At 65.2% G+C, this 23,527-nt stretch carries 19 protein-coding genes; 12 read left to right on the forward strand and 7 right to left on the reverse strand.

Annotation, left to right across the window (positions count from 1 at the left end; all coding sequences use genetic code 11):
- Window positions 1-18: 18 nt before the first annotated feature.
- On the reverse strand, window positions 19-2,112 hold the full coding sequence (locus tag ACVIN2_RS06750) for a GumC family protein (protein ID WP_456764983.1): 2,094 nt from the start codon (window positions 2,110-2,112) through the stop codon (window positions 19-21).
- 282 nt (window positions 2,113-2,394) lie between these two features.
- On the opposite strand from ACVIN2_RS06750, the gene ACVIN2_RS06755 reads away from it, so the two are divergent.
- Both ACVIN2_RS06755 and ACVIN2_RS06760 read left to right on the forward strand, forming a co-directional pair.
- Entirely contained in the window at window positions 2,395-3,570 is a 1,176-nt protein-coding gene (locus ACVIN2_RS06755) for a glycosyltransferase family 4 protein (protein WP_456764984.1), read from the forward strand.
- A 30-nt stretch (window positions 3,571-3,600) separates the two neighbouring features.
- Window positions 3,601-5,136: a glucosamine inositolphosphorylceramide transferase family protein gene (locus ACVIN2_RS06760; protein ID WP_456764985.1), complete on the forward strand. Its 1,536-nt coding sequence runs from the start codon at window positions 3,601-3,603 to the stop codon at window positions 5,134-5,136.
- On the opposite strand, the gene mdlC is transcribed toward ACVIN2_RS06760, so the two are convergent.
- The 6 genes from mdlC to ACVIN2_RS06790 all read right to left on the reverse strand — a co-directional run bounded on the left by mdlC (window position 5,133) and on the right by ACVIN2_RS06790 (window position 12,846).
- Window positions 5,133-6,740: a benzoylformate decarboxylase gene (gene mdlC, locus ACVIN2_RS06765; RefSeq protein WP_456764986.1), complete on the reverse strand. Its 1,608-nt coding sequence runs from the start codon at window positions 6,738-6,740 to the stop codon at window positions 5,133-5,135. The two genes, ACVIN2_RS06760 and mdlC, sit on opposite strands and share 4 nt — an antisense overlap.
- A 35-nt stretch (window positions 6,741-6,775) precedes the next feature.
- On the reverse strand, window positions 6,776-8,224 hold the full coding sequence (locus ACVIN2_RS06770) for an aldehyde dehydrogenase (protein WP_456764987.1): 1,449 nt from the start codon (window positions 8,222-8,224) through the stop codon (window positions 6,776-6,778).
- A gap of 28 nt (window positions 8,225-8,252) precedes the next feature.
- The gene (locus ACVIN2_RS06775; RefSeq protein ID WP_456764988.1) at window positions 8,253-9,578 is read right to left on the reverse strand and encodes an MFS transporter; all 1,326 of its coding nucleotides are present in this window, start codon (window positions 9,576-9,578) and stop codon (window positions 8,253-8,255) included.
- A gap of 77 nt (window positions 9,579-9,655) precedes the next feature.
- Complete coding sequence (locus ACVIN2_RS06780; RefSeq protein ID WP_456764989.1) at window positions 9,656-11,365, reverse strand: FAD-dependent oxidoreductase; 1,710 nt, start codon at window positions 11,363-11,365, stop codon at window positions 9,656-9,658.
- 46 nt (window positions 11,366-11,411) lie between these two features.
- Window positions 11,412-11,879 (reverse strand): MarR family winged helix-turn-helix transcriptional regulator, encoded by a 468-nt coding sequence (locus tag ACVIN2_RS06785; protein WP_456764990.1) that lies wholly within the window; start codon window positions 11,877-11,879, stop codon window positions 11,412-11,414.
- Between the two features lie 43 nt (window positions 11,880-11,922).
- The gene (locus ACVIN2_RS06790) at window positions 11,923-12,846 is read right to left on the reverse strand and encodes a LysR substrate-binding domain-containing protein (RefSeq protein WP_456764991.1); all 924 of its coding nucleotides are present in this window, start codon (window positions 12,844-12,846) and stop codon (window positions 11,923-11,925) included.
- A gap of 108 nt (window positions 12,847-12,954) precedes the next feature.
- Between ACVIN2_RS06790 and ACVIN2_RS06795 the strand changes: the two genes are divergently transcribed.
- The 10 genes from ACVIN2_RS06795 to ACVIN2_RS06840 are packed head-to-tail and all read left to right on the forward strand — an operon-like array spanning window position 12,955 to window position 23,462.
- Window positions 12,955-13,278, forward strand: coding sequence for a Dabb family protein (locus tag ACVIN2_RS06795; RefSeq protein WP_456764992.1), 324 nt, complete (start codon window positions 12,955-12,957; stop codon window positions 13,276-13,278).
- Window positions 13,275-14,354 carry a maleylacetate reductase gene (locus tag ACVIN2_RS06800; protein WP_456764993.1) on the forward strand — a complete coding sequence of 360 codons (1,080 nt, stop codon included), beginning with the start codon at window positions 13,275-13,277 and terminating at the stop codon, window positions 14,352-14,354. Before ACVIN2_RS06795 ends, ACVIN2_RS06800 begins: the two co-directional genes overlap by 4 nt.
- Window positions 14,355-14,358: 4 nt before the next feature.
- Window positions 14,359-15,732: an amidohydrolase family protein gene (locus tag ACVIN2_RS06805; protein ID WP_456764994.1), complete on the forward strand. Its 1,374-nt coding sequence runs from the start codon at window positions 14,359-14,361 to the stop codon at window positions 15,730-15,732.
- Window positions 15,733-15,752: 20 nt separating this feature from the next.
- Window positions 15,753-16,655 carry an NAD(P)-dependent oxidoreductase gene (locus tag ACVIN2_RS06810; protein WP_456764995.1) on the forward strand — a complete coding sequence of 301 codons (903 nt, stop codon included), beginning with the start codon at window positions 15,753-15,755 and terminating at the stop codon, window positions 16,653-16,655.
- Between the two features lie 15 nt (window positions 16,656-16,670).
- On the forward strand, window positions 16,671-17,555 hold the full coding sequence (locus tag ACVIN2_RS06815; protein ID WP_456764996.1) for an intradiol ring-cleavage dioxygenase: 885 nt from the start codon (window positions 16,671-16,673) through the stop codon (window positions 17,553-17,555).
- 55 nt (window positions 17,556-17,610) lie between these two features.
- Entirely contained in the window at window positions 17,611-19,005 is a 1,395-nt protein-coding gene (locus tag ACVIN2_RS06820) for an FAD-linked oxidase C-terminal domain-containing protein (RefSeq protein ID WP_456764997.1), read from the forward strand.
- On the forward strand, window positions 19,002-20,528 hold the full coding sequence (locus tag ACVIN2_RS06825; RefSeq protein WP_456764998.1) for a sugar ABC transporter ATP-binding protein: 1,527 nt from the start codon (window positions 19,002-19,004) through the stop codon (window positions 20,526-20,528). The genes ACVIN2_RS06820 and ACVIN2_RS06825 overlap by 4 nt, the downstream gene beginning before the upstream one ends.
- A complete protein-coding gene (locus ACVIN2_RS06830) occupies window positions 20,521-21,471 on the forward strand; it encodes an ABC transporter permease (RefSeq protein WP_456764999.1) in 951 nt (316 codons plus the stop codon). The genes ACVIN2_RS06825 and ACVIN2_RS06830 overlap by 8 nt, the downstream gene beginning before the upstream one ends.
- Window positions 21,468-22,445 carry an ABC transporter permease gene (locus tag ACVIN2_RS06835; RefSeq protein ID WP_456765000.1) on the forward strand — a complete coding sequence of 326 codons (978 nt, stop codon included), beginning with the start codon at window positions 21,468-21,470 and terminating at the stop codon, window positions 22,443-22,445. The genes ACVIN2_RS06830 and ACVIN2_RS06835 overlap by 4 nt, the downstream gene beginning before the upstream one ends.
- A gap of 42 nt (window positions 22,446-22,487) precedes the next feature.
- A complete protein-coding gene (locus ACVIN2_RS06840) occupies window positions 22,488-23,462 on the forward strand; it encodes a sugar ABC transporter substrate-binding protein (RefSeq protein ID WP_027517121.1) in 975 nt (324 codons plus the stop codon).
- The last annotated feature ends 65 nt before the right edge of the window (window positions 23,463-23,527 follow it).

The following is a 23,527-nucleotide window of genomic DNA, read 5'->3' on the forward strand; positions in this document are numbered from 1 at the left end:
CCGTTGCCGGTTGGCGTCTCAACCAGCCAGCCCCAGCACTTCGCCGCGACGCGACGCCGAGGGGCCGGTCGGCACACGATTGACGACGATGCCGGTCGGCACGCCGGCAAACCGGGAGAGCGCAGCGATTGCCCTGCGCATTGCGGCCGAGTCGACTGCGTCTTCGCGCGCGACCAGCATGACAAGATCAGCGTGAGCAGCCAGCGCCGCCGCCTCCGGCTGCAAGGCCAGGGAGGTGGCGTGGACCACGATCAGATCGAACTCCGAACGAATATCGTCCGCGGGCATCGGCTCGGGCCTCTTGCTGGCGCCCAGAAGCTCATCGACGCTGCGAAAGTCCGCGGTGGTCATGCCGTCGGCCTGGCCCTTGGCAAGGCCAGCCTCGGCACCGCCGAGGTCCGGCTCGACCCGGATCAGGACGCTCAGCTTCCCCGTGTTCACCGCCCATCGATTCAGCGATCGCGCGACGGTGTTGCCGCCGGCCCGCTTTCCGACCGACATCACGAGGACGACCTTGCCACGAGGTCTCGGTACCCTCTCCAGCCGGTCCAGCAGCGGACGCAGATGGGGACCAAGATCAAGTTCGGTCGTCGCGGACACCGGACCTTGCCAGATGTTTCTGGGGACTTCGCCAGGCGTCAGGTCGGGAATGCGGGCCCACACGGGCGGACGTGACCACGTCGCGGGCTGGCGCGGAGCCGGTTCGGGGTCGCGGATATCAGGAGCGGATTTGTCCGATCCGCGTCCCGTGGCGGCAACGACCGCCGTCGATGTCAGCAGCGAACCGATCGCAAGAGCGGCGAGCAGCAAAGACAGTGGTGGAAGGGTCGAGCGCAGCGGCGGAATGGCGGACGACGCAATCTTGGTCTGGGAGCTCTGCAAGAGGCGCTGCTCGTTCGTCGTCTTGGAGCGCGAGAGGAACTGCTCGTAGATGTTTCTGTTGGCCTCGGCGTCGCGCTGCAGCTCCTGGAGCCGGACCAGAGCCTGACCATCGACCAGAAGCTGCGATTCCGCCGCCTTCATCTGGCCTTCCAGCGCCTTCTGTTGTTCGCGCTGGGCCTCGTATTCCGATTTTGCGGTATCGATGCCCTTCGTCCGCTCGACTTCGATCTGCCTGTTGAGATCGGTCAACTGGCTGTAGGACATGACGAGGTCGGGATGGCGATCGCCGAACACCGCCCGCTTCTGCGCAATCTGGTCATTGAGCGCCGATCGCTGTGCGCGCAGGGCGCTCAGCAGATCCTGCTTGACGGGGCTATCGACATTCGCCTTCACGTCGCGCTGTGCCTGCTCGTAGCGGGCCTTCGCCTCTTCGGTCCGGGCCCGCGCAGCGGCAACCTGCTGCGACAGTTCGGTGACCCGCAATTGCTGGGTGGTGGAATCCTTGCCCGCGTTGACGATCCTGTGCTCGAGCTTGAACGTGGCCACGGCGTCCTCTGACGCCTTCAACCGTTCGTTCAATGATTTGAGCCGGCCACTGAGCCAGTCGGCGGCCTCGTCGGTCGCATCGGTGCGGCTGCGGCCCTGGCTGGCGACGAACGCCTCGGCGATGGCATTGGCGTAGTAGGCCGCCCGCTCCGGCCGGTTCGAGGTGAAGCGGATGGCGATGACATAGGTCAGCCCGCGACGGGAAATGTCGAGGCGGTTGCGGAATCTCTCGAGCAGGCGTGCGGGGTCGGTATGTCCCCCGGAAATGTCTTGGTCATCCCGAATCTTGAGCTGCTCGATCAGCGGCTCGAGAAAGCCGTCGGACTTCGCCACTTCGACCAGGCTTTGCAGCGCGGCGCTGTCCTGCCCGATGCCCGGCAGAACGTCCTGTTCCGTGGTCACGCGTTGCTCGCGGGGATCGACCACGACCAGCGCGGTCGCCGCAAATCGCACCGGGATCACCAAGAGAACGACGACGCCCAGGGCAAAAATCGCGAGAGCGAGCGTCAGGATGCGGCGAGCATTGTCCCGCATGAAGGAGAGCGCACCTGCGGCCGTGAGCGCACCGCCCAAGCGTGCGGCGGATTCGCGCGACTCGCCGTTCGACGCATGTCGCGTCTGCCACGACGCGGCAACACCGGTCGATCCGGAGCTTGTCGGGTCTGCGCGGCGACCGAACGTCATGGATTTTACTCGGATTCAACTGGCGAACACTGTTCAGTGCCTGCTCCAACGTAAATATCTATGGTTAATCCGCGGTTACCCGCGCCTGGCGCGGTCATGACCAATTGGTTAACGCGCTCGCCTCGTTTTGTCGGGAACCAGCGGAATTCATTCGCTAACGAGGCCCTTGCTGCAGGGCGCCCATTAACTCCGTTTATTGCTAGTCGGTGTCCGCGTGATACCCGCATGGTAGATACGGGGTTAAGAAGTTGAAAAATTCGTATCTTCAGTGGGTCGGGATCCGTGCTCCATTACCAGCCAAACAAGGCGTTGGGCGAGACGACTGCGACAGCACTCCCGCCGCCTAACGGTAGCGGACAAAAGCTGCACGTGCTCCTCGTACAGACCCAGGCCGAGAATGCGGGTGCGCAGGAGATCTCGCGCCTGCTTGGCGCCGGGCTGACAGCTCGCGGCTACCGGGTCACCAATCTGTTCTTCTTCCGCAAGTCGGATTCGTTCGACGAGCCGCCCGATACGATCTATTGCGCGTCGAGCCGGCCCGGAAATCCGCTGGCGCTGCTGCGAATGCTGTGGACGCTCGGCGGCCATATCAGGGCCACCAGGCCCGACGCCGTTCTGACGTTTCAGCACTTCGGCAATGTCATCGGCGCCGGTGTGGCGCGCCTGATCTGCCGCGCGCCTGTCATCGCCAATCAGGTTTCATCCGCGCTGTCGATGAGCTGGCCAGTCCGCACGGCCGACATCGTCATGGGCAGTCTCGGCTTCTTCGACCGCATCACGCTCAACTCGCTGGACATGCAGCGCGAGTATTCGCGCTACCCGAGGGCCTATCGCGCGCGCATGGTGCATGTCCCGCACGGCTTCGACGACAAGGCGCTCACCCTGACGAAGCAAGCCGCGCGACAGAAATTCAATCTGCCGCCGGATCGCACCCTGCTCGGCTGCGCAGCAAGATTGCACCCGCATAAGCGGCTTGACGCGGCGATCCGTCTGTTGCCGGATCAACCCTCCTGGCACCTCGCGCTGGCTGGCCAAGGAGCCGACGAAGCCCGGCTGCGGCAGTTGGCGGACGAGCTGAGAGTATCGGACAGGCTGCATCTGCTCGGCGAAATCACCCCGCGCCAGATGGCGGAGTTTCTCGCCGCTCTCGACGTGTTCGTATTTCCGACGCAGGCGGAGACCTTCGGCCTCGCCGCTGTAGAGGCCGCAAATGCCGGCGTCCCCTCGGTCGTCACCGATCTTCCGGTCTTGCGCGAGGTGTTGTCCGTCGAAGGCAAACCGACAGCGCTGTTCGTCGATGCCGCCGATCAAACCAAGCTGGCGGTCGCCGTCTCCAGGCTCCTGACGGACCAAAAACTGAGCGACGAACTGCGGCAAAACGCCAAAGGCCTGAAGCTGCGCTATTCAGTGGATGCCATGGTGGAGGAATACGTTCGAATTCTCGGCCAGGTCATTTGATCGGGACGCATTGAAACGGGTCGGCTCGACATGACCATCGAGTTTCGCTGTGAAATTGAGCATGCGCGGCAGTGGATGGGCCGCCAGATGCTGTCGATCGACGGCCGGGATGTACCGGTCCAGATCGCATGGACCGCAACGGCGGAGCCGCGGCCGACCGGTCTCGACATGCTGTTCGAGCTCGAACGTTTGGTGTTGCACAAGGGCAAGCACAGCGGCACCGACAGGCTGAAGATCAGTCCGGAACGAATGCAGGCTCGCGCCGGCACGGCAGACGTGATCGTCGATTTCACCGGTGCCGCGCGGGATCCGAACTGCTCCGCCCGGCAGTATCTCCGCCCGCTGTTCAATGGAGTCGCAGGCGAAAACGCAGCTCTTGCCGCCATTCTCGCCGGCGATCTGCCGGTGATCGAAATCGTCGACGAGGTCGACGGTGCCATCCTCGATCGCGGCCACCCCTCCGCCGAAATCGCGGCCGGTCTGAGCGGCGGACTGGAAACCGTCATGGCGCGAACCCTGACCATGGTGAAGGCCATCCTGTCGGGAAGGCCGCGCATCGTGCCGCTGATGGCACGACCCGCCCGAACTGGTAACGGCCGCCCGCCGGCGGCGTACGTCGCGCGCGGCCTAGCGACATCGATCGCCAAGGAGATCTATCGCCTCTGCTGCTATGCCCCGCACTGGCATGTCGGATGGCGTATCAACAAGGGCGTAGGCGTCTGGCAGACCGGAGATCTGTCAGGCCCTCGCTGGAACGTCCTTGCCGATCCCGGAAACCACTTCTACGCCGATCCTTTCCCCATCACGTGGCAGGGACGAACATTCGTCTTCTTCGAAGACCTCGATCACCGGGTTGGAAAAGGAATCATTTCCGCAATCGAGTTCGACGACGCCGGCCCCGTCGGAGAAGTTGTGCCAGTGCTGAACGAGCCCTGGCACCTCTCCTATCCGTTCTTGATCGAGGACGATGGCGCGTTGTGGATGATCCCGGAGAGCTCGACCAATGGGGACGTCGCCATCTATAAATGCGTTCGGTTTCCCGACAAATGGGAGCGGCACGCGACGCTGCTTTCGGGCGTCGAGCTGGCCGATGCCACGATCACGCGGCACAACGGCCTGAACTATCTGTTCGGGGCCTGGCGCGACGGCACCGGCGGCTACTCGGATTCGCTGGCGATCTATTACGCCGAGCACCTCGTGGGCCCGTGGTTGCCGCATGCCAGCAACCCGGTCCTCATCGACCGCGCGAGCACGCGGCCTGCGGGGAATTTCGTCATCATCAATGACAAATTGTGGCGCCCGGTCCAGGATTGTGCCGGCGGATACGGCGCAGCGCTCGCCCTGGCGGAAATCGTCGAGCTGTCGCCGACGGCGTTCAAGCAGATCGTCCGCCACTCTCTTCGGCCCGGACCGGCATGGCCCGGCAGGAAGTTGCATACCTTGAACCGCTGCGGACAGCTCGAGGTGATCGACGGATCGCGTGTCCAACCCAAGACCCGCGCCTTGACAAGCAAATTTCCATCGGCTGTTCTGTCGCCGCGAACCAGTCCCTCTACCGCCAGCTAGCGCGGATGGTTGAACAGATCCGTCGTGGCGTCGTCGACGGCGATATCGACCAGCGCGGGACCGCTTGATGCCAACGCTTCGGTCAAGATGGCGTCGACGTCGCCGGCATCGGTCACGCGCTGCCCCGGACAACCCATTCCCCTTGCGAGCGCCACGAAGTCGAGCCCGGGCAGGTCGATCCCGGGCGGGCGATGCGCCTGCATCAGCTGGCTGAAGGCGCGCATCGCGCCATAGCCTGAATTGTTCATGATCACGAAGGTGATCGGCAGGCGGCGCTGCACCGCGGTCCAGATCGCCTGGATGCAATACATCGCCGATCCGTCACCGATCAGGGCGACAATGCGGCGGCCCGGCCGCGCCAGCGCCACGCCAACGGAAGCCGGCAGGCTGTAACCGAGTCCGCCGCTCGCCATCGTGTAGAAGCTGTCCGCGCCCGGCCGCGGCAGGAATTGTTGAATGGCGGGACGGTGCGACGGCGCCTCCTCGACCACGATCGCATCGCCCGGCATCAACGCCGAGAGCCGGGCGAGCGCATAGGCCGGCGGAATTGGATCTTGCGCGGCAGGAGCGGCAGGCCGCATCCGCGCGGCCGGCACCTCGCGCTCGGCGATGTCGGGCATCGCCGACAGCAGTCCAGCCAGCGCCTTCGGGAGCGTGCTGATGATGGTGTCACCGACAGAAGCGGATGCGGCTTCCGTCGGATCATCCGTGATCTGCCAGACCGGCGTTCCGTCGTCGAGCAATTCGCATTGTCCTTCGACATGAAAAGTAAACACCGGCGCACCGACCACGACGATCAGATCGGCGCCGCGCAGGGCGCGGGCGAGACCTCCCGGCGCTGCCGGAAGAAAGCCGGCAAACAGCGGATGCAGTTCCGGAAAGCTCGAACGGCTCGACATCGGACTTGCCCAAACGGCCGCGCTCGCCTGCTCGGCCACAGCGATCATCGCGTCGACGCAGCCGCTGCGATCGATCTCGGGTCCGACAACGAAGATTGGCCTCTTGGCGGCGCGGATCGCCGCGCCGAGCCGGACGATCGCCGCCGGATCCGGCGCAAACTCCGTCGCGATGTGGCGGACCGGCGGAGCAACCGCGGGCCGCGCCCAATCATCCGACGGCACCGACACGAATGTCGGACCGCGCGGATGCTGCATGGCGGTGAGGAAGGCCTGCGCGATCGCCGCTGGAACATCTTCGGCGCGCGCCGGTTCGGCGCTCCATTTCACATAGGGCTTTGGAAACTGTGCGGCGTCCTCGGAGAAGAGATAGGGTCGCATCCGCAACAGGCTGCGCGCCTGCTGCCCGGCTGTCACGACCATCGGCGTCTTGTTGCGGAACGCGGTGAAGAGATTGCCGAGCGCATGTCCGAGCCCGGCCGCCGAGTGCAAATTGACGAAAGCCGGACGCCCCGTCGCCTGCGCATAGCCGTCGGCCATGCCGACGACGCAGGCTTCCTGCAGACCAAGCACGTAGTCGATGTCGTCGGGCCAGTCGCCCAGGAAGGCAAGCTCGGTCGAGCCGGGATTGCCGAAAACGCGATCGACACCGAAGGAACGAAGCACACCGAGGGTCGCTTCCCGAACCGTGAGAACTTTCGAATTCATCAATGGCGTCCTGGTGGGCTTCGCTTGCTGCGCGATCAGAAGGGATAGTGCTGCGGCTGGGTCTCGATGGTGATCCAGCGCAGATCGGTGAACTCGGCGATCCCGGCCTGGCCGCCGAAGCGGCCGTAGCCCGATCCCTTCACGCCGCCGAACGGCATCTGCGCTTCGTCATGCACGGTCGGGCCGTTGACGTGGCAGATGCCGCTTTCGATACGCTGCGCCACCGTCAATGCACGCGCAACGTCGCGGCCGAACACGGCGGCCGAGAGGCCGTACTCGGTGTCGTTGGCGAGCCGCACGGCGTCGTCCACGCCACTTGCCCGGATCACCGAGACGACGGGACCAAAGCTCTCCTCGGTGTAGATGCGCATGCCGGGCACCACGCGGTCGAGCACGGTGGCAGGGACGACCGTGCCAACCCGGTCGCCGCCCGCGAGCTTGACGGCGCCTTTGGCGATCGCGTCGTCGATCAGTGCAACGACATGCTTGGCCGGCGCCTCGTCGATCATCGAGCCGATGACGACCGGACCGGAGCGCGGATCGCCCGCCGGAAGCGCAGCCGTTTTCTTCGCAAGCTTCTCGACAAAGGCGGCCGCCACCGCCTCGTCGACGATCACCCGCTCGGTCGACATGCAGACCTGGCCCTGATTGATGAAGGCCCCGAACGCGACCGCCGCGACGGCGGCGTCGAGGTCGGCGTCATCGAGCACGATCAGAGGCGCCTTGCCGCCAAGCTCGAGCAACGCCGGCTTGAGGTGGCGACCGGCGAGTTCGGCGATGACGCGGCCGACGCGGGTCGAGCCGGTGAAGTTGATCCGCCGCACCGCAGGATTGGCGATCAGGCGCTCGACCAGAGCGGGCGCGTCGGCCGCTGCGTTGGTCAGGACATTCACGACGCCGGGCGGAAAGCCTGCGTCCTTGAAGATCTCGCCGATCAGCCGGTGCGTTCCCGGGCAGATCTCGGAGGCCTTGAGCACGACCGAATTGCCGCAGGCAAGCGCCGTCGCCACGGCGCGAACGCCGAGAATGATCGGCGCATTCCACGGTGCGATGCCGAGGCAAACGCCGGCCGGCTGGCGAACGGACATTGCGAGACATCCCGGCTTGTCCGACGGGATCACCTCGCCCGCGATCTGCGTGGTGAGCGACGCCGCCTCGCGCAGCATGCCGGTCGCGAGCTTCACGTTGAAGGCGGACCAGATCTCCGTCGTGCCGATCTCGGCCATCATGATCCGGACGAAGGCGTCGCGCTTGGCCTCGAGCGCATCTGCGGCCTTCAGCAACAGGGCTCGCCTCGCATTTGGGCCAAGCGCCGACCATCCTGGCAATGCGGCGGAAGCCGCCGCCACTGCGGCGTCGGCATCGGAAGCGGTCGCGGCGGCCGCACGGCTTGCGACCTCCTGCGACAGCGGATTGCGCCGCTCGAACACCTTGCCGCTGGAAGCGGCCTGATCCTGCCCGTTGATGAGAAGACTGACGTCCATGAAAACCTCCCTGGTGTTGTGGCCAAGCTCAGCCGAGCAGCCGCGACTTGCCGGTTTCACGCGCGAAGCCGAGCGCGATCATCGCCGCGAGCGCGAGCGCGACGTAGTATCCCGTAATCGCGTAGGTGGAGCCCGTCTGCGCAAACAGGCTGGTGGCGACCAGCGGCGCGATGCCGCCGCCGAGCACCGTCCCGAGCTGCTTTCCGATCGACACGCCGGTGAAGCGAATGCGGGTCGGAAACAGCTCCGGGAAATAGCTCCCTTCGCTGCCGAACATCAGCGGATGGATCACCCCCGCGGCGAGGATCACCGCGCACGTCACCAGCATCGTGTCACGGCTCGCGACCACACCGTAGAATGCAAACATCGAGATGGCTGCGAGCACCACGCCGGCCAGGAACAGACGCTTTCGTCCGATGCGGTCGGACCAGGCGCCGATGAGGGGCATCGCAACGAGCCCGACGAGATTGGCAAACAGCACGGCCTGCGTGATGACGTCCTTCTGGACGCCGAGCTGACGGGTCGCGAAGGAGATGGTGAAGATGGCGGTCAGATAGAAATAGGAAGTCTGCGCCATCTCGGCGAAGAACACGATGAGGATCGGCCGCCAGTGCTCCCGCACTGCCTCGACCACAGGCGCCACTTCAGTCACCTTCGCTTCGCGGAACGTCGCGCTCTCCTCGATGCGCAGGCGCATGTAGACGCCGAGCGCGACCAGCACCGCACTGATCAGGAACGGCACGCGCCAGCCCCATGACAGCAGGTCCGCTTCCGGCAGCCGTGAAATCGTGAGCGCCGCGAACGAGGCGAGCACGACACCGACGGGTCCTGCGGCCTGGATCACCGCGGCCGAGAAGCCGCGCCGGTGCCCGGGCGCCGTCTCGATTGCCATAAGGATCGCCGCGGTCGACTCGCCGCCGAGCGCAAACCCCTGGACGAAGCGCAACGCCACGAGCGCGACGGTCGCGGCCACGCCCACGCTGGCGTAGGTCGGCAACAATCCGATCGACATGGTCGCAAGTCCCATCATGAGCAGCGTACACAGCAAGACGGACTTTCGGCCGAGGCGGTCGCCGAAATGACCGAACACTAGTCCGCCGAGCGGACGTGCCAGAAATCCGACGGCAAACGTCGCGAACACCGCAATGGTCGCCGTGAGCTGGTCGAACTTCGGAAAGAACAGCTGGTCGAACACCAGCGGCGCGATCAGGCCGTAGATGAAGAAGTCGTACCATTCGATCGCGGTGCCGATGGTGCCGGCGATCAGGATACGCCGGCGGCTGCTCGCCGTCTGCTCGGCAATGGCGACGGTCGCAACATGACCGTCGTAGTCCTCCAATGCTCTTGTCGTCACGGTTTCCTCCTCCGGTGTCATTTGTTGTCTTGTTATTGGCCGCGCAGCCGCTGATCGGATGCGACGGCGAGAGTCGATCAGCTTGCGAGCCGTGCGCCGTCGCCTGCATTGTGTCCGAGTGCTCGGGCAAGGGCGCGCCCGATCGTGCCAGCCTGTGACGCGCTGCCGCGCCAGGCCACGATCTGGTCGGGGCGTATCAAAGCCAGATCCGCCTCGTAGAGATCGCGCAGGGATTTCGGCAGCGTGACGAGTTTCACATCGACCCCGATCGCCCGGATGGTCTCGGCGAATGACGAATGCGCGGACATGACTTCGCCAAACTGGAGCAGCGTCCACTCGAACCCGAACAGGTCGTACAGGGAGACGCCGTCTTCCAGCCACGCATGCGGGGCGCGGCCGCCGGGACAGGCGCTCGGAACGTAGACGTTCGCGGCATCGGGCGGCGGCTGGCTGCCGTCGGGGACGATGATCGGCGAGCCGTCGTAGCGCCCGCCGAAGGTGACGCCGGGGATGTTGAATTCGGCGCGGGCGTGCTGTTCGAGATAGACGCCCGCGATCCGCCGCGCCTCGTCGCCGGCCTCGGTGGCGTCCTCGATGTCAGGCGCGGGAGCGAACAGACCGAGCGAGTCGGCAAAGCGGCGCGCGTAATCGGTGTTGCGAAGTGCCACCGGACGCCGCTCGACCTCGTAGCTGTCGAGCAGCCCCGCCGGGCTCACGCCCTTGACGACGCTTGCGAGCTTCCAGCCGAGATTGACCGCATCCTCGATCGCGGTGTTGTAGCCAAGCCCGCCGGTTGGCGTGAACAGATGCGCCGCGTCGCCGCCGAGGAAGACCCTGCCCCGCTGCATTCCATTCGCGACCAGCGCGTGACCGGCGGTCCAGGTCAGGAACGACAGCACCTCGCAGTCGATCGGCGCGCCGCAGGCACGCTGGAACGCTGCTTTGGCTTCGTCGATCGTGATCGCACTTTCGTCCTCGTCGGGCCGAAGCTGCGTGTGAAACGCGAATTCGTCGCGACCGTTCACCGATGCCATGAAGGCGCGGCGGTCGCCGTTGAAGCAATTGTACATCCACGCCTTGGCGTGCGGGATGCTCGCGTAGAATCCGGGTGAACGGAGATAGACGGCCAGCATGCGGCCGCCCATGAAATCGCGCTGCGTCCCGGTTTCGCCGCCGTAGACAATGCCGAGCGATTGCCGGACCATCGAGCGCGGCCCGTCGGCCCCGACCAGGAAGTCGGCCCGGACCTCAAAGCGGCTGTTGTCATCGAGACGTTCGATCTGGGCGACGACGGCGTCATCGCTCTCGACGTAGCTGATCAGACGATGACCGTAGCTGAGCCGTATTCCGGGAAGCCGTTCGGCATGGCGGCGCAGCACCGCCTCGACATATTTTTGCGAGACGCGATGCGGCAGCTCGGCCGCGCTCCAGGAGCCCGACATGCCCTTGACGAGTTCGCCCGCGCGTGACGACGACGGCAACTGAAATCGGGCCAGCTCGTAGCCGGTGTAGCGCGTGAAGTACGCAACGTCGGTCGGATAATCCGCAGGCAGACCTTCGCGTCGGATCTCGTCGGCAAAACCCAGCCGCCGATAGTGCTCCATCGAGCGCGCTTGCGTCGCGTTGGCTTGGGGATTGAAGGCCGTGCCCGGCTTTTCGTCGACCAGGATCGCGGACACGCCGCGCCGGCCGAGTTCGTTGGCCAGCATCAGCCCGCAGGGCCCCCCGCCCACGATGAGCACCGCGGCCGTCAGACATGTTTCCAAGGCGCTTCTCCCTACCAGCATTATCCTGCATGGTAAGGATGCCTGACGATATCGTCAAGTAGCCTGACTACTCGAGCTCGTGGAGCGTGTCGAATTGCGCGCCGTAGACTGCCAATCCCTTCAGGATCGCATCCATCGTGGCCTTGCCGAGTTCGGCGCGCATCTCCTGCTCGGCAACGTCGACGGCGTCGCGGAACGCATCGAGCCATTTGCGTCCCGCCGGCGTGAACATGACGATGCGCGCGCGCCGATCGGTGGGATCGGCGATGCGATCGACCAGGCCGAGCTCGGCGCATTGATCGACCAGCTCGCCCATCGCCTGCTTGCTCATGGAGGCGCGGCGGGCGAGCTCCGTCAGTCTGGTCCCCTCGACGTCGAGATTGCGTGTGAGGCCGACATGCGCGATCCGCGTTTCGCCATGCCCCTTCTCGCTCATCAGCTCGAGCACACGACCTTCGAAGCGCCGCACTGCGTTGTTGAGCAGCCGACCGATGTTGGCATGCCGCCATGCGGTGCCGGATGTCCTGGCTTTCAATGGATGTGCCTTCTGCAAAGCCGCCTGAATTCGAAAATGTCGCTCACTTCGCTGCGTCGATCCAGATCCCCGGCTGCGAATGCTCGCGGATGTGGGTGACCAGGAAGTCGGAAAAGACCCTGATCTTGGCGGGCAGTCCGGCACGGTTCTGGTAGGCGATGTTCATCGTCAGCAGCGGCAGCTCCCAGTCCATCAGAACCGGGACGAGACGGCCCGCCGCGATATCGCTTTGCACGATGTACAGCGGCTGGATGAGAATGCCGAGTCCCGCCAGTGCGGCGCCGCGGATGACCTGGCCGTCATTGCTGTCGAGCGTCGGCGTGATGCGAACAGTCTGCGCGCCGTTGCCTTTGCGCAGGCGCAGCGAATAGGGATCGTTGGCGAGATTGTAGACCAGCATGTTGTGGCGCGCGAGATCGACGGGCTGTTCCGGCTCGCCGCAGCTTGCGAGATAGGACGGCGCAGCCGCGAGCACACGCCGCATCTGGCCAATGCGGCGGACGATGATGTTTGAATCCGGCTCCTGCTCGCGCGTCCTGATCGCCACGTCGATGCCGGCCTCGATGAAATCGGAGTACCGGTTGGCGGTGGTGATCTGCATGTTGAGCTTCGGATAGCGCGCGCGGAAGGCCGGCAGCATCGGCGCCAGATAGATCACTGCAAAGGACAGCGAGCTCGTGACCCGCAGCGTGCCCTGCGGCGACAGCGCGCGATCGCTGACGATGTCCTCGGCCTCCGCCAGTTCGCTCAAAACCCGGCTCGAGCGTTCCAGCAGCTCCTGCCCCGCCTCCGTCAACCAGAGCCGACGGGTGTTGCGCTCGATCAGCCGGACCGCAAGGCGCTCCTCGAGCGCGCTGAGATGCCGGCTGGCGGCAGCATTCGACATGCGCAGCGCTTCGGCAGCTTTGGACAGGCTGCCGAGTTCGGCCGTCTTGGCGAACACTTCCAATTGGAGCAGGCGGTCCATTTTTTCGCAAACAGGAAAAGAGACTTACGATTATTGACCTTTATTTCCACATCCCGCAAGTCAAAATGACCCAAACAGAAGCAAGATGGCAGGCGAGGAAGCAGGGAAATGTCGGGCCCGATCAGGCACATCGTGATGTGGCGGCTGCGCGGGGAGACGCCCGCGGAGCGTTCCGCCGCCCGGGTCAAGGTCAAGACCCTGTTCGAGGGCTTGCGCGGCCGGATCGACGGCCTCACCCATATCGAGGTCGGTGTCGATGTCAGCAACGTCGACTACGCCTGCGACGTCGTTCTGTTCTCCGAATTCACCGACCACGCTGCGCTCCAGGCCTACGCCACCCACCCGGAACATCTGCGCGTACGCGAGGCACTGGGCGACTTGCGGATCGGACGCTTCCAGGTCGATTATCCCATCAAAGAGACCGGCACATGATCGGTACGTTCACCTTTGAAAACCTGCCCTGCCGCGTCGTGTTCGGCAGCGGAACGCTGGCCTCGGCCAAGGCCGAGGTCGAGCGGCTCGGCGGCAAGCGCGCCCTGGTGCTGACAACGCCGCAGCAGGAGGCGCAAGGCAAGAGCTTGGGCGCGGCGCTCGGTCTGCTCTACGCCGGCATCTTTCCGGGCGCGACCATGCACACGCCGGTCGAGGTCACGGAGCGGGCGCTCGCGGCGATGAAGGCGTGCGATGCCGACTGCGTCGTCTCGCTCGGCGGCGGATCCACGACCGGGCTCGGCAAGGCGCTCGCCCTGCGCACCGGGATCAACCAACTGTGCATTCCCACCACCTATGCCGGCTCGGAGATGACGCCGATCGTCGGCCAGACCGAGAACGGACTCAAGACCACGGTACGCGACGCCGCCATCCTGCCGGAGACGGTGATCTACGATGTCGATCTCACTTTGACGCTGCCGGCGAGCCTGGCCGCGACATCAGGCATCAATGCGATCGCGCATGCAGCCGAAGCGCTCTACGCGCGCGACACTAATCCGGTCACGTCGCTGATGGCGGAAGAAGGCATACGCGCATTGGCACGTGCCCTGCCCGCCATCGCCGCCAAGGGCGACGATCGCGAGGCTCGCACCGAAGCGCTCTATGGCGCCTGGCTGTGCGGCGTCTGCCTCGGCACCGTCGGCATGGCGCTGCATCACAAGCTCTGCCACACGCTCGGCGGCACCTTCGATCTGCCGCATGCCGAGACCCACACCATCGTGCTGCCGCACGCGCTGGCCTACAACGCCCCGGCCGTGCCCGACGCGATGGCGCGGATCTCCCGCGCCATCGGCGCCGCCGATGCATCGCAGGGGCTTTTCGAGCTGGCGAAGCGGCTGGGTGCGAAGCTCGCATTGCACGACATCGGCATGCCCGAAGCCGGCATCGACAAGGCTGCGGATCTCGCGGTCACCAACGCCTACTGGAACCCGCGCCCGCTGGAACGAGACGCCATCCGCGACCTGATCGCGCGCGCCTGGGCCGGTGAGCCGCCCGACGCCACCAAAGCGGCAGTTTGATTCGATGCGGCGCATGCTGATCAAATCCGCTGTCATCATCAGCATGGATGACACGATCGGAGATTTACCGAGTGGCGACGTGCTGATCGAGGGGAACCGCATCGTTGATTTGCGTCCATCGATCGATCTCGGCAGCGGCGCGACTGAGGCCGAGATCATCCACGGCACCGGGCGCATCGTCATCCCCGGCCTGATCAACGCCCATATGCACACCTGGCAGACGGGCTTGCGCGGCTATGCCGCCAACTGGACGCTGCTGGAATATTTCCGCCGCATGCATGCCGGGCTCGCTACGGTGTTCAGGCCCGAGGACATTTATGTCGCGACCTTGGTGGGCGCGCTGAACCAGATCAACCAAGGCACCACCACGCTGGTCGACTGGTGCCACAACAATCCGACGCCCGATCATACCGACGCCGCCGTGCGCGGCCTGATCGAGAGCGGTATCCGCGCGGCCTTCTTCCACGGCTCGCCCAAGCCCGAACCGAAACCGGGCGAGCCGCATTTCTCGGAGATCCCGCATCCACGCCGTGAGATCGAGCGCCTGCTGGCGGGGCCCCTCGCCGACCGCGACGGCCTCGTCACGCTTGGGCTCGCGATCCTCGGCCCGCATTACTCGACGCTCGACGTCGCCATGCACGATTTCCGTCTGGCGCGCGAGTTCAAGCTGATCGCATCGATGCATCAGGGCGGCGGTCCCGCCAAGACGCAGGGTGGCTGGGAGAAGCTGATCGAGGCGGGTCTCGTCGGCACTGGAATTAACATCGTGCACGGCAACGACCTGCCTGACGATCTCCTGGACCGGATGGTCGATCTCGGCGTCTCCTTCTCGGTGACGCCGGAGAACGAGATGATCCAGGGCCACGGCTTTCCGATCACCGGACGGCTGCTCGAGCGCGGCGTGCGGCCGACTATCGGCATCGATCTGGAATCCGTGCTGGCCGGAGATCTCCTCTCCGCCGCGCGCGTTGCACTCTCGATGCAGCGGGCACTCGACAACGCCGAGTCGCGCAAGGCCAGCGGTGCCATTCCGGCAACGACCACAATCCCCGTCCGCGAGGCGCTGCGCTGGATCACGACGGAAGGCGCCCGCATGCTCGGCCGCGAGGACCAGATCGGCTCGCTGACACCGGGCAAGCTCGCCGACCTCGTCGTCATTGATGCCAGCGATCTCAACCTCGTCCCTGTGCACGATCCTGTGTCCACCGTGGTCATGCAGACGAGCCTTGCCAACATCGAGGCCGTGATGATCGGCGGCGTCTGGAAGAAACGGAATGGTCGGTTGCTGGCCGACGGCCTGGAGGCGAAAAAGCAACTGCTCGTGCAATCGGGCCGGCGGCTGGTGCAGGACATCGAACGACAGGGACGCGCCGCTTGAGCGTCCCAAGGACAACAACAATGACTGATATGCCAAAGAACATCGCTTTCATCGGGATCGGCAAGATGGGCCTGCCGATGTCGGTGCTTGTCGCCAAGGCTGGTTACACCGTGACCGCGTTCGACCGGAGTGCCGCACGGCTCGACGAGGCCCGCGCGCAAGGCATTTCGATTGCCGCTTCAGCGGCCGAGGCCGTGGACGGCAAGGCCGCGATCGTCACGTCCTTGCCCGATGACGCTGCCTTGCGCGGCGCATTGCTCGGCCCCACCGGCCTCATCGCCGCCATGGCGGCTGGATCTGTCCTGATCGAGACCAGCACCGTGAGCGTCGAGGCGTCCGCAGAGGTCGCCGCCGCCGCCCAGGCGCGCGGTGTCCTCTACCTGCGGGCTCCGGTCTCGGGCAATGCCAGCATCGTCCACACCGGGGCGCTGAGCTGCTTCGTCTCGGGCCCGAAGGACGCTTACGAAAAGGCAAAGCCGCTGCTCGCCGCCTTCACCCGCGCCCAGACCTATCTCGGGCCCGGCGAGGAAGCGCGATATGCCAAGCTTGCGGTCAATTTGATGATTGCGGTGTCGGCCGCCATGATGGCGGAGAGCCTGGCGCTGGCGCGCAAGGGCGGCATCGGCTGGCAGGACATTCTGAAGGTTCTCGACGACAGCGCGGTGGCCTCACCGATGGTGAAATACAAGACCGAGCCGCTGCGCAGCCGCGATTTCGACTCGACCTTCTCCTGCAGGCAGATGGCCAAGGATCTCGACCTGATCCTCGGCGCCGGCCACGCCGTCGGCGTGCCGCTTCAGCTCGCGGCCCAAGTGCGCGAGACCTATGGCTCGCTGGTCGCGCAGGGCGACGGCGACGCCGACTTCATCGCGACCGTCAAGCATCTGGAACGGCTGTCCGGGCTTGGCGAACCCAAACTCTGATCCACGGAGGCACCCATGCGCAATTTCAATGAGAACACGATCACGGACGCGGTGCTGGAACGGATCGCGGGCGCTACCGACCCGCGGATCAAGCAGGTCAGCGAAGCGCTGGTGCGCCACCTCCATGCCTTCGTCCGCGAGGTGCGACCCACCCAGAAGGAATGGGAGTACGGGATCGACTTCCTGACCCGCACCGGTCACATGTGCGACGACAAGCGCCAGGAATTCATCCTGCTGTCGGACGCGCTCGGCGTCTCCATGCTGGTCGACGCGATCAATCATCCGGTGCCGGAAGGCGCGACCGAGACCACGGTGCTCGGTCCGTTCTTCGTGCAGGCGTCGCCCGAGAAAGACAACGGCGAGGACATCTCCGGTCCCAAGGAGGGCGATCCGATGCTCGTCACCGGCTCGGTGTCGACCGTCGACGGACGGCCGCTTGCCGGCGCCGTCGTGGACGTCTGGCATTCCGACCATGACGGCTATTACGACGTGCAGCAGCTCGACAAGATCGGCGACCTCGCGATGCGGGCGCGCTTCCACACCGACCAGAATGGTCGCTTCAATTTCTGGTCGATCAAGCCGGCTGCCTATCCGATCCCGCATGACGGCACGGTCGGCGACATGCTGGAGGTCCAGGGCCGCCATCCCTGGCGCCCGGCACACGTGCATTTCATGATCTCGGCGCCCGGCTTCGAGCAACTCGTGACCCATGTGTTCGTGGCCGGCGACCAGTATCTCGACTCCGACGTGGTATTCGGCGTCAAGGACAGCCTGATCCGCGAATTTGTGCGGTGCCCGCCCGGTCGTGCGCCCGATGGTCGCATGGTGGACAACGAGTATTTTCATCTCAACTATGATTTCGGCCTGAAGCAGGTCGCGAGCAGCGCGAGAGCCGCATAAGCTGAACATCGCGGACCAGACAAGAGTCCGACAACAAGGCAGACAGGGAGCAAGGATGGGACCGCGGGTCAGCACGAGCATATTGGCCGATCGCCTCACAAGCATGATCGGCCCGCGCGCAAGCGTCGCGCGTGGCGTGCTCGATCAGCATGGGCAGAGCGAGTCGCATTATCGCAACCTGCCGCCCGACATCGTCGTCTTTCCTGAAACCACGCAGGAAGTCGCGGAGATCGTCAAGCTGTGCGCGGGCGCGAATATGCCGATCGTGCCGTTCGGCGCCGGGACCTCGCTCGAAGGCAATGCGGCCGCGGTCGCGGGCGGCGTCTGCTTCGACTTCGCACGCATGAACAAGGTGCTGACGGTGCACGACAGCGACCTGGATGTCGTGGTGCAGCCCGGCATCACCCGAAAGCAGCTCAATGCCGAGCTGCGCGGCACCGGACTTTTCTTTCCGATCGATCCCGGCGCCGACGCCTCGATCGGCGGCATGACGTCCACGCGCGCCTCCGGCACCATGGCGGTGCGCTACGGCACCATGAAGGACAATGTCATGGCGCTGGAGGTGGTGCTGGCCGATGGCCGCGTGATTCGGACCGCCCGGCGCGCGCGCAAGTCAGCCGCCGGTTACGACCTGACGCGCATGTTCGTCGGTGCCGAGGGCACCCTCGGACTCCTCACCGAGATCACGCTGAAGGTACATCCGGTGCCGCAGGCGATCTCGGCCGCGGTGTGCAGCTTCGACACCCTGCAGGACGCCGTCGACACCGCGATCTCCGTGATCCAGTCGGCGATCCCCATCGCGCGTATCGAGTTGCTCGACGAGGTCATGATGCGCGGCATCAACGCCTACGCAAAGCTCGGCTATCGCGAAGCCCCGACCCTGTTCTTCGAATTCCATGGTTCCGAGACCTCCGTCGCCGAGCAGGCCGAAGCCGCACAGGCGGTTGCCGCCGACCATGGCGGCCATGGCTTTGCCTGGGCCAAGGCACCGGAAGACCGCAGCCGGCTCTGGCACGCCCGCGACAACACGCTCTATGCGGGCCTGGGCCTCCGCCCCGGCGCGCGTGCCGTGATCACCGACGTCTGCGTGCCGATCTCGCGGCTGGCGGAATGCCTCACAGAAACCCGGCGCGACGCGGAGGAGCATGGTTTTACGGCGCCGATCGTCGGCCATGTCGGCGACGGCAATTTCCACATGCTGATCCTGATCGACCCGGCAAGGCCGGAGGAAGTCGAAGGCGCCACGGCGCTCCAGGCCCGCATGGTCGCCCGCGCGATTGCCATGGACGGCACCTGCACCGGCGAGCACGGCATCGGGCTCGGCAAGATCGATTATCTCGCTGATGAGCTCGGCGAGGCCGTCGATGTGATGCGGTCGATCAAGACCGCGCTCGACCCCAATGGCCTGATGAACCCCGGAAAGATCTTTGCAAGCGGAGCGCGCGCATGAGCACCGCCGCATTGGCCGTCGAGCCCGCCGCCCCCACGCCGCTGCTGGAGCTGCGCGGCATCAGCAAGGAGTTTCCCGGCGTCAAGGCGCTGGATGACGTGTCCTTTGCCGTCTTTCCCGGCGAAGTTCATATGCTGCTGGGCGAGAACGGCGCCGGCAAGTCGAGCCTGATGAAGGTGCTGTGCGGGGCCTACCGCGCCGATGCAGGTGAGTTCTACTACAAGGGCGAGCCGGTCGCGATCAATTCGGCCGCGGACGCGCAGAAGCTCGGCATTGCCGTGATCTTCCAGGAATTCTCGCTGGTGCCCCATCTCGATATCGCCCAGAACATTTTTCTTGGCCGCGAGCCGAAGGGCCGCATCCCCGGCACCATCGACCGCCGCAGGATCTTGGCCGACGCGGCGCGCGTGCTCGGCACGATCGGGTTTGACATCGATCCCTCCACCATTGTCGACAAGTTGGGAGTGGCGCAGCAGCAGATGGTCGAGATCGCCAAAGCGATCAGCCAGAACGCGCGGATCCTCGTGATGGACGAGCCGACCGCAGCGCTGTCCGATCGGGAGACCGAGCTGCTGTTCGCGCTGATCGGGCGGCTGAAGGCCGACGGCGTCTCCATCGTCTACATCTCGCACCGCATGGCGGAGGTATTCGCGCTCGGCGACCGCATCACCGTTCTGCGCGACGGTCGTCGCATCGACGGCGTTCGCCCGGCCGACGTTACGCCGGACCAGCTCGTCCGCATGATGGTCGGTCGCAATGTCGATATGACCTATCCGCGCAATTTTGCCGACAAGCCCGGCGAAGTGCTGCTGGAGGTCAAGAGCCTGAGCGCCACCAGCGGAATCTCCGACGTCAACATCGAGGTGCGCCGTGGCGAGATCGTCGGCCTCTGTGGGCTGGTCGGCTCGGGTCGTAGCGAGGTCGCGCGCGCGATCTTCGGGGCCGATCCCGTGACATCAGGCGAGATCGTCTTCGATGGCAAGACTATCTCCGGCGAGCCTGATCTCGCCGCCCGCCGCGGCATCGCGCTGATCCCGGAGAGCCGCAAGAGCGAGGGCCTCGCGCTGTTGCGGTCGGTGGGGGATAATCTGGTGGTGTCGGCGCTGCGAAAGCTGTTCCCGAGCGGTCTGTTTGATCAACGCAGCGCGCAGCGTACCGCCGACGGCCTGATCCGTCAGCTACGCATTGCGACGCCCAGCGCGCGCCAGATCGTCGGTCTGCTCTCGGGCGGCAATCAGCAGAAGGTCGTGATCGGCAAGTGGCTCGCCGCCGGCTCGAAACTCTTCATCTTCGACGAGCCGACCAGGGGCATCGACATTGGCGCCAAGGCCGAAATCTTTGCACTCATCGACCGCCTTGTCGCAGAAGGCGCGGCGGCGCTGATGATTTCGTCCGAACAGGTCGAGATCTGCCATGTCTGCGACCGCGCCTATGTGATGCGCGAGGGGCGCATCGCCGGGCACCTCGCGCGCAACGAGCTGACCGAGGAGAACATCGTGCGACTGGGGATGCATCATGCGTGAGGCCGCGGTCGTCTCTCAACCGAATCCGCTGCAACGCATTCCCGGCGTTGCCATCGTGCTGGTGCTGCTGATCGCGCTGTTCAGTACGATCGCGCCCGGCTTCCTGTCGGTCGCCAACCTCTCCAACGTGCTGGTGCAGTCGACGATCCTGACCATGCTCGCGCTGCCGATGACCTTGATCATCATGACCGAGGGGCTGGACCTGTCGATGGGCGCGGTGCTGACGCTGACCTCGCTCTGCGTCGCCATCGTCTCGCTCGCGACCCATTCGATGTTGCTCGGCCTCGGTGCCGGGCTCCTCGTCGGCGCGGCGTTCGGCTTCGCCAACGGCTGGCTGGTTGCGATCGTGGGCATCCCGCCGTTCGTTGCGACCTTGGGCACGCTCGGCATGGCGCAGGGCCTGTCGCTGATCGTCAGCGACGGCCAGAGCGTCGTCGGCATCCCCCACAGCGTGCGCGACATCTATTCGGCGACGCTCCTTGGCATCCCCGTGCCGATCGTGATGGCGCTGGTGACCTACGCCGCCTTTCATGGCCTGCTCTATCACACCCGCTTCGGCACCTATATCTTCGCACTCGGCGGCAACCGCGAGGCGCTGCGCTATGCCGGCCTCTCGCCCAACAAGCTGCTGATCGCGGTCTATGCGATCGGCGGCGCCATGGCCGGCATCGCCGGCCTGCTAATGACGGCGCGAATGAATTCCGGGCATCCAACCGCGGGCCTCGGTCTCGAATTCGATGCGATCGCGGCCGTCGCCGTCGGCGGCACGTCGTTCGAGCGCGGCAATGGCTGGCTGCTCGGCACTGTGCTCGGCGTGCTCTCGGTCGGCGTGCTGCGCAACGGGCTGAACCTGATCTCACTGCCGTCCTCGGTCCAGGTCGCAAGCGTCGGCGTGCTCGTCATCGTCGCGCTGTTCCTGGATGGCCTGCGGAGCCGCGCATGACCGACATCAGCAAAGAGGCCATCGCGCCGCCCCGCTCGTTCCTGTCACAGGACGCGATCCAGGTATTCTATCGCCTGCTCGCGGCGCTGCTGATCTGTGCGGTGCTCGCCGTGCTCAGCGATTCCTTCCTGAGCCTCGGCAATATCCTCAATGTGCTCAGGCAGGCGAGCCTGACCTTCTTCATCGCCTCCGGCCTGACGCTGGTGGTGCTGACCGCGGGTCTCGATCTTTCCGTCGGCGCCAATGTCGCGCTGTCCGCCTGCATCGCCGGGACCGTGATCCACAAGACCGGCTCGCCGGCGCTCGGCATCCTCACCGGGCTTGCCTGCGGCGGCATCGTTGGCCTCCTCAACGGCGTCATGGTCACCGCGCTGCGCATCCCCTCCTTCATCGCGACCTACGGTATGCTCTGGGTGCTGAACGGTCTCACCTATTGGTACATGGCGGGCGAAACCCTTCACGGCTTTCCGGCAGGCTTTCGCCAGATCGGCAGTGGCTATCTGTTCGGCTTGCCGATCCCGGTCTATCTGCTGCTGGTGTTCCTCGGAATCGGGACGCTGTTTGCGCAGCGAACGATCTGGGGCCAGGAGATCTATGCGATCGGCGCCAATCCGGTCGCGGCACGGCTCTCCGGCATTCCGGTCGCGCGCCGCCTGCTGCTGGTCTACGCCGTCTCAGGCACCATGGCGGGGCTCGCCTCGATCATCTTCCTGTCGCGGCTCAATTCGGCCGAGGCCGACATCGGCGAAAGCCTGACGCTGCCCGCAATCGCCGCCGTGCTGATCGGCGGCACCTCGCTGTTCGGCGGCGTCGGCACCGTGTTCGGCACCTTCATCGGCGCATTGATCCTGACGCTGGTGCTGAACGGCATGAACCTCTTGTCGGTCAGCGCCAACTGGCAGCCGCTGGTCACCGGCATCATCGTCATTCTCGCGGTCTGGCTCGACATGAAGACCCGGCGCCGCGCGCAATGAGTTCTTGAACGACCAACAAGCAAAATGAGGGATGGAGGCAACATGAAACAGACACTGGGTTATTTGGCGCTGCCGCTGCTGATGGCGGCCGCGCTCACCACGCAAGCGCGAGCCGACGGCGAGACCATCGCCGTCTTCACCAAGAACCAGACCAATCCGTTCTTCCAGACGGTGCGGGTCGGCGCCGACAACATGGCGAAGACGCTGAACGCGAAGACGCTGCAGTACATCCCGACCAAGCCCGACAGCATTCCCGAGCAGCTCAGCCAGATCGAGGACGTCGTGGTGAAGAAGCCGAGCGCCATCGTCTTCACGCCGGTCGACTACAAGGCGATGGTGCCGGGTGTCGAGAAGATCAACGAAGCCAAGATCCCCGTCGTCAACATCACCGATCGCTCGGCTGGCGGCAAGTTCCTGTCCTTCGTCGGCGCCGACGATTACAGCCTCGGGCTCGAGACCGCGCGCTTCCTGCTCAAGACCTTGGGCGGCAAGGGCAACATCGTCATCATCGAGGGCGTCAAGGGTTCGCTGACCAATGTCGACCGCGTCCGCGGCTTCAACGACGCGCTGAAGGAAAATGCCGGTGCAAAACTGCTGGCCTCGCAGCCCGGCAATTACCAGCGGCTCCAGGCGCTCCAGGTGATGGAGAATCTGATGCAGTCGAACGCGCAGATCGACGGCGTGCTCGCCGCCAACGACGCCATGGCGGTCGGCGCGATCGAGGCGCTCGACGGCGCCAACCGCAAGGCGCAGGTGATCGGCATCAACGGCACCAAGGAAGCGATCGACGCAATCAAGTCCGGCAAGCTGCTCGCGAGCGGTGACTACAACGGATTTTTCCAGGGCTGCCTTGGCACCATGATGGCGATCCGTTCTTTGCGCAACCAGCCCGTCATCGCCGAGATCGTGCTGAAGCCGACCGTCATCACCAAGGACAATTACCAGCCGTTCGACGTGCCGCTGGAGCAACGGAGCTGCCCGACTTTCGAGGAAGCCAGCAAGCTCGGCGGCAAGTAACCGAGCATCACGATAAGCCCGGACGGCCGCGGTCGCGGCCGTCCCAAGAAAACGAGACATAAACG

Source organism: Bradyrhizobium sp. USDA 3650, assembly GCF_054057395.1.

Coding starts and splice junctions, on each gene's coding strand:
- ACVIN2_RS06750 (WP_456764983.1), bottom strand. CDS start 2,112: ATGACGTTCGGTCGCCGCGCAGACCCGACAAGCTCCGGATCGACCGGT.
- ACVIN2_RS06760 (WP_456764985.1), top strand. CDS start 3,601: ATGACCATCGAGTTTCGCTGTGAAATTGAGCATGCGCGGCAGTGGATG.
- mdlC (WP_456764986.1), bottom strand. CDS start 6,740: ATGAATTCGAAAGTTCTCACGGTTCGGGAAGCGACCCTCGGTGTGCTT.
- ACVIN2_RS06770 (WP_456764987.1), bottom strand. CDS start 8,224: ATGGACGTCAGTCTTCTCATCAACGGGCAGGATCAGGCCGCTTCCAGC.
- ACVIN2_RS06780 (WP_456764989.1), bottom strand. CDS start 11,365: ATGCTGGTAGGGAGAAGCGCCTTGGAAACATGTCTGACGGCCGCGGTG.
- ACVIN2_RS06790 (WP_456764991.1), bottom strand. CDS start 12,846: ATGGACCGCCTGCTCCAATTGGAAGTGTTCGCCAAGACGGCCGAACTC.
- ACVIN2_RS06795 (WP_456764992.1), top strand. CDS start 12,955: ATGTCGGGCCCGATCAGGCACATCGTGATGTGGCGGCTGCGCGGGGAG.
- ACVIN2_RS06800 (WP_456764993.1), top strand. CDS start 13,275: ATGATCGGTACGTTCACCTTTGAAAACCTGCCCTGCCGCGTCGTGTTC.
- ACVIN2_RS06805 (WP_456764994.1), top strand. CDS start 14,359: ATGCGGCGCATGCTGATCAAATCCGCTGTCATCATCAGCATGGATGAC.
- ACVIN2_RS06810 (WP_456764995.1), top strand. CDS start 15,753: ATGACTGATATGCCAAAGAACATCGCTTTCATCGGGATCGGCAAGATG.
- ACVIN2_RS06815 (WP_456764996.1), top strand. CDS start 16,671: ATGCGCAATTTCAATGAGAACACGATCACGGACGCGGTGCTGGAACGG.
- ACVIN2_RS06820 (WP_456764997.1), top strand. CDS start 17,611: ATGGGACCGCGGGTCAGCACGAGCATATTGGCCGATCGCCTCACAAGC.
- ACVIN2_RS06825 (WP_456764998.1), top strand. CDS start 19,002: ATGAGCACCGCCGCATTGGCCGTCGAGCCCGCCGCCCCCACGCCGCTG.
- ACVIN2_RS06830 (WP_456764999.1), top strand. CDS start 20,521: ATGCGTGAGGCCGCGGTCGTCTCTCAACCGAATCCGCTGCAACGCATT.
- ACVIN2_RS06835 (WP_456765000.1), top strand. CDS start 21,468: ATGACCGACATCAGCAAAGAGGCCATCGCGCCGCCCCGCTCGTTCCTG.
- ACVIN2_RS06840 (WP_027517121.1), top strand. CDS start 22,488: ATGAAACAGACACTGGGTTATTTGGCGCTGCCGCTGCTGATGGCGGCC.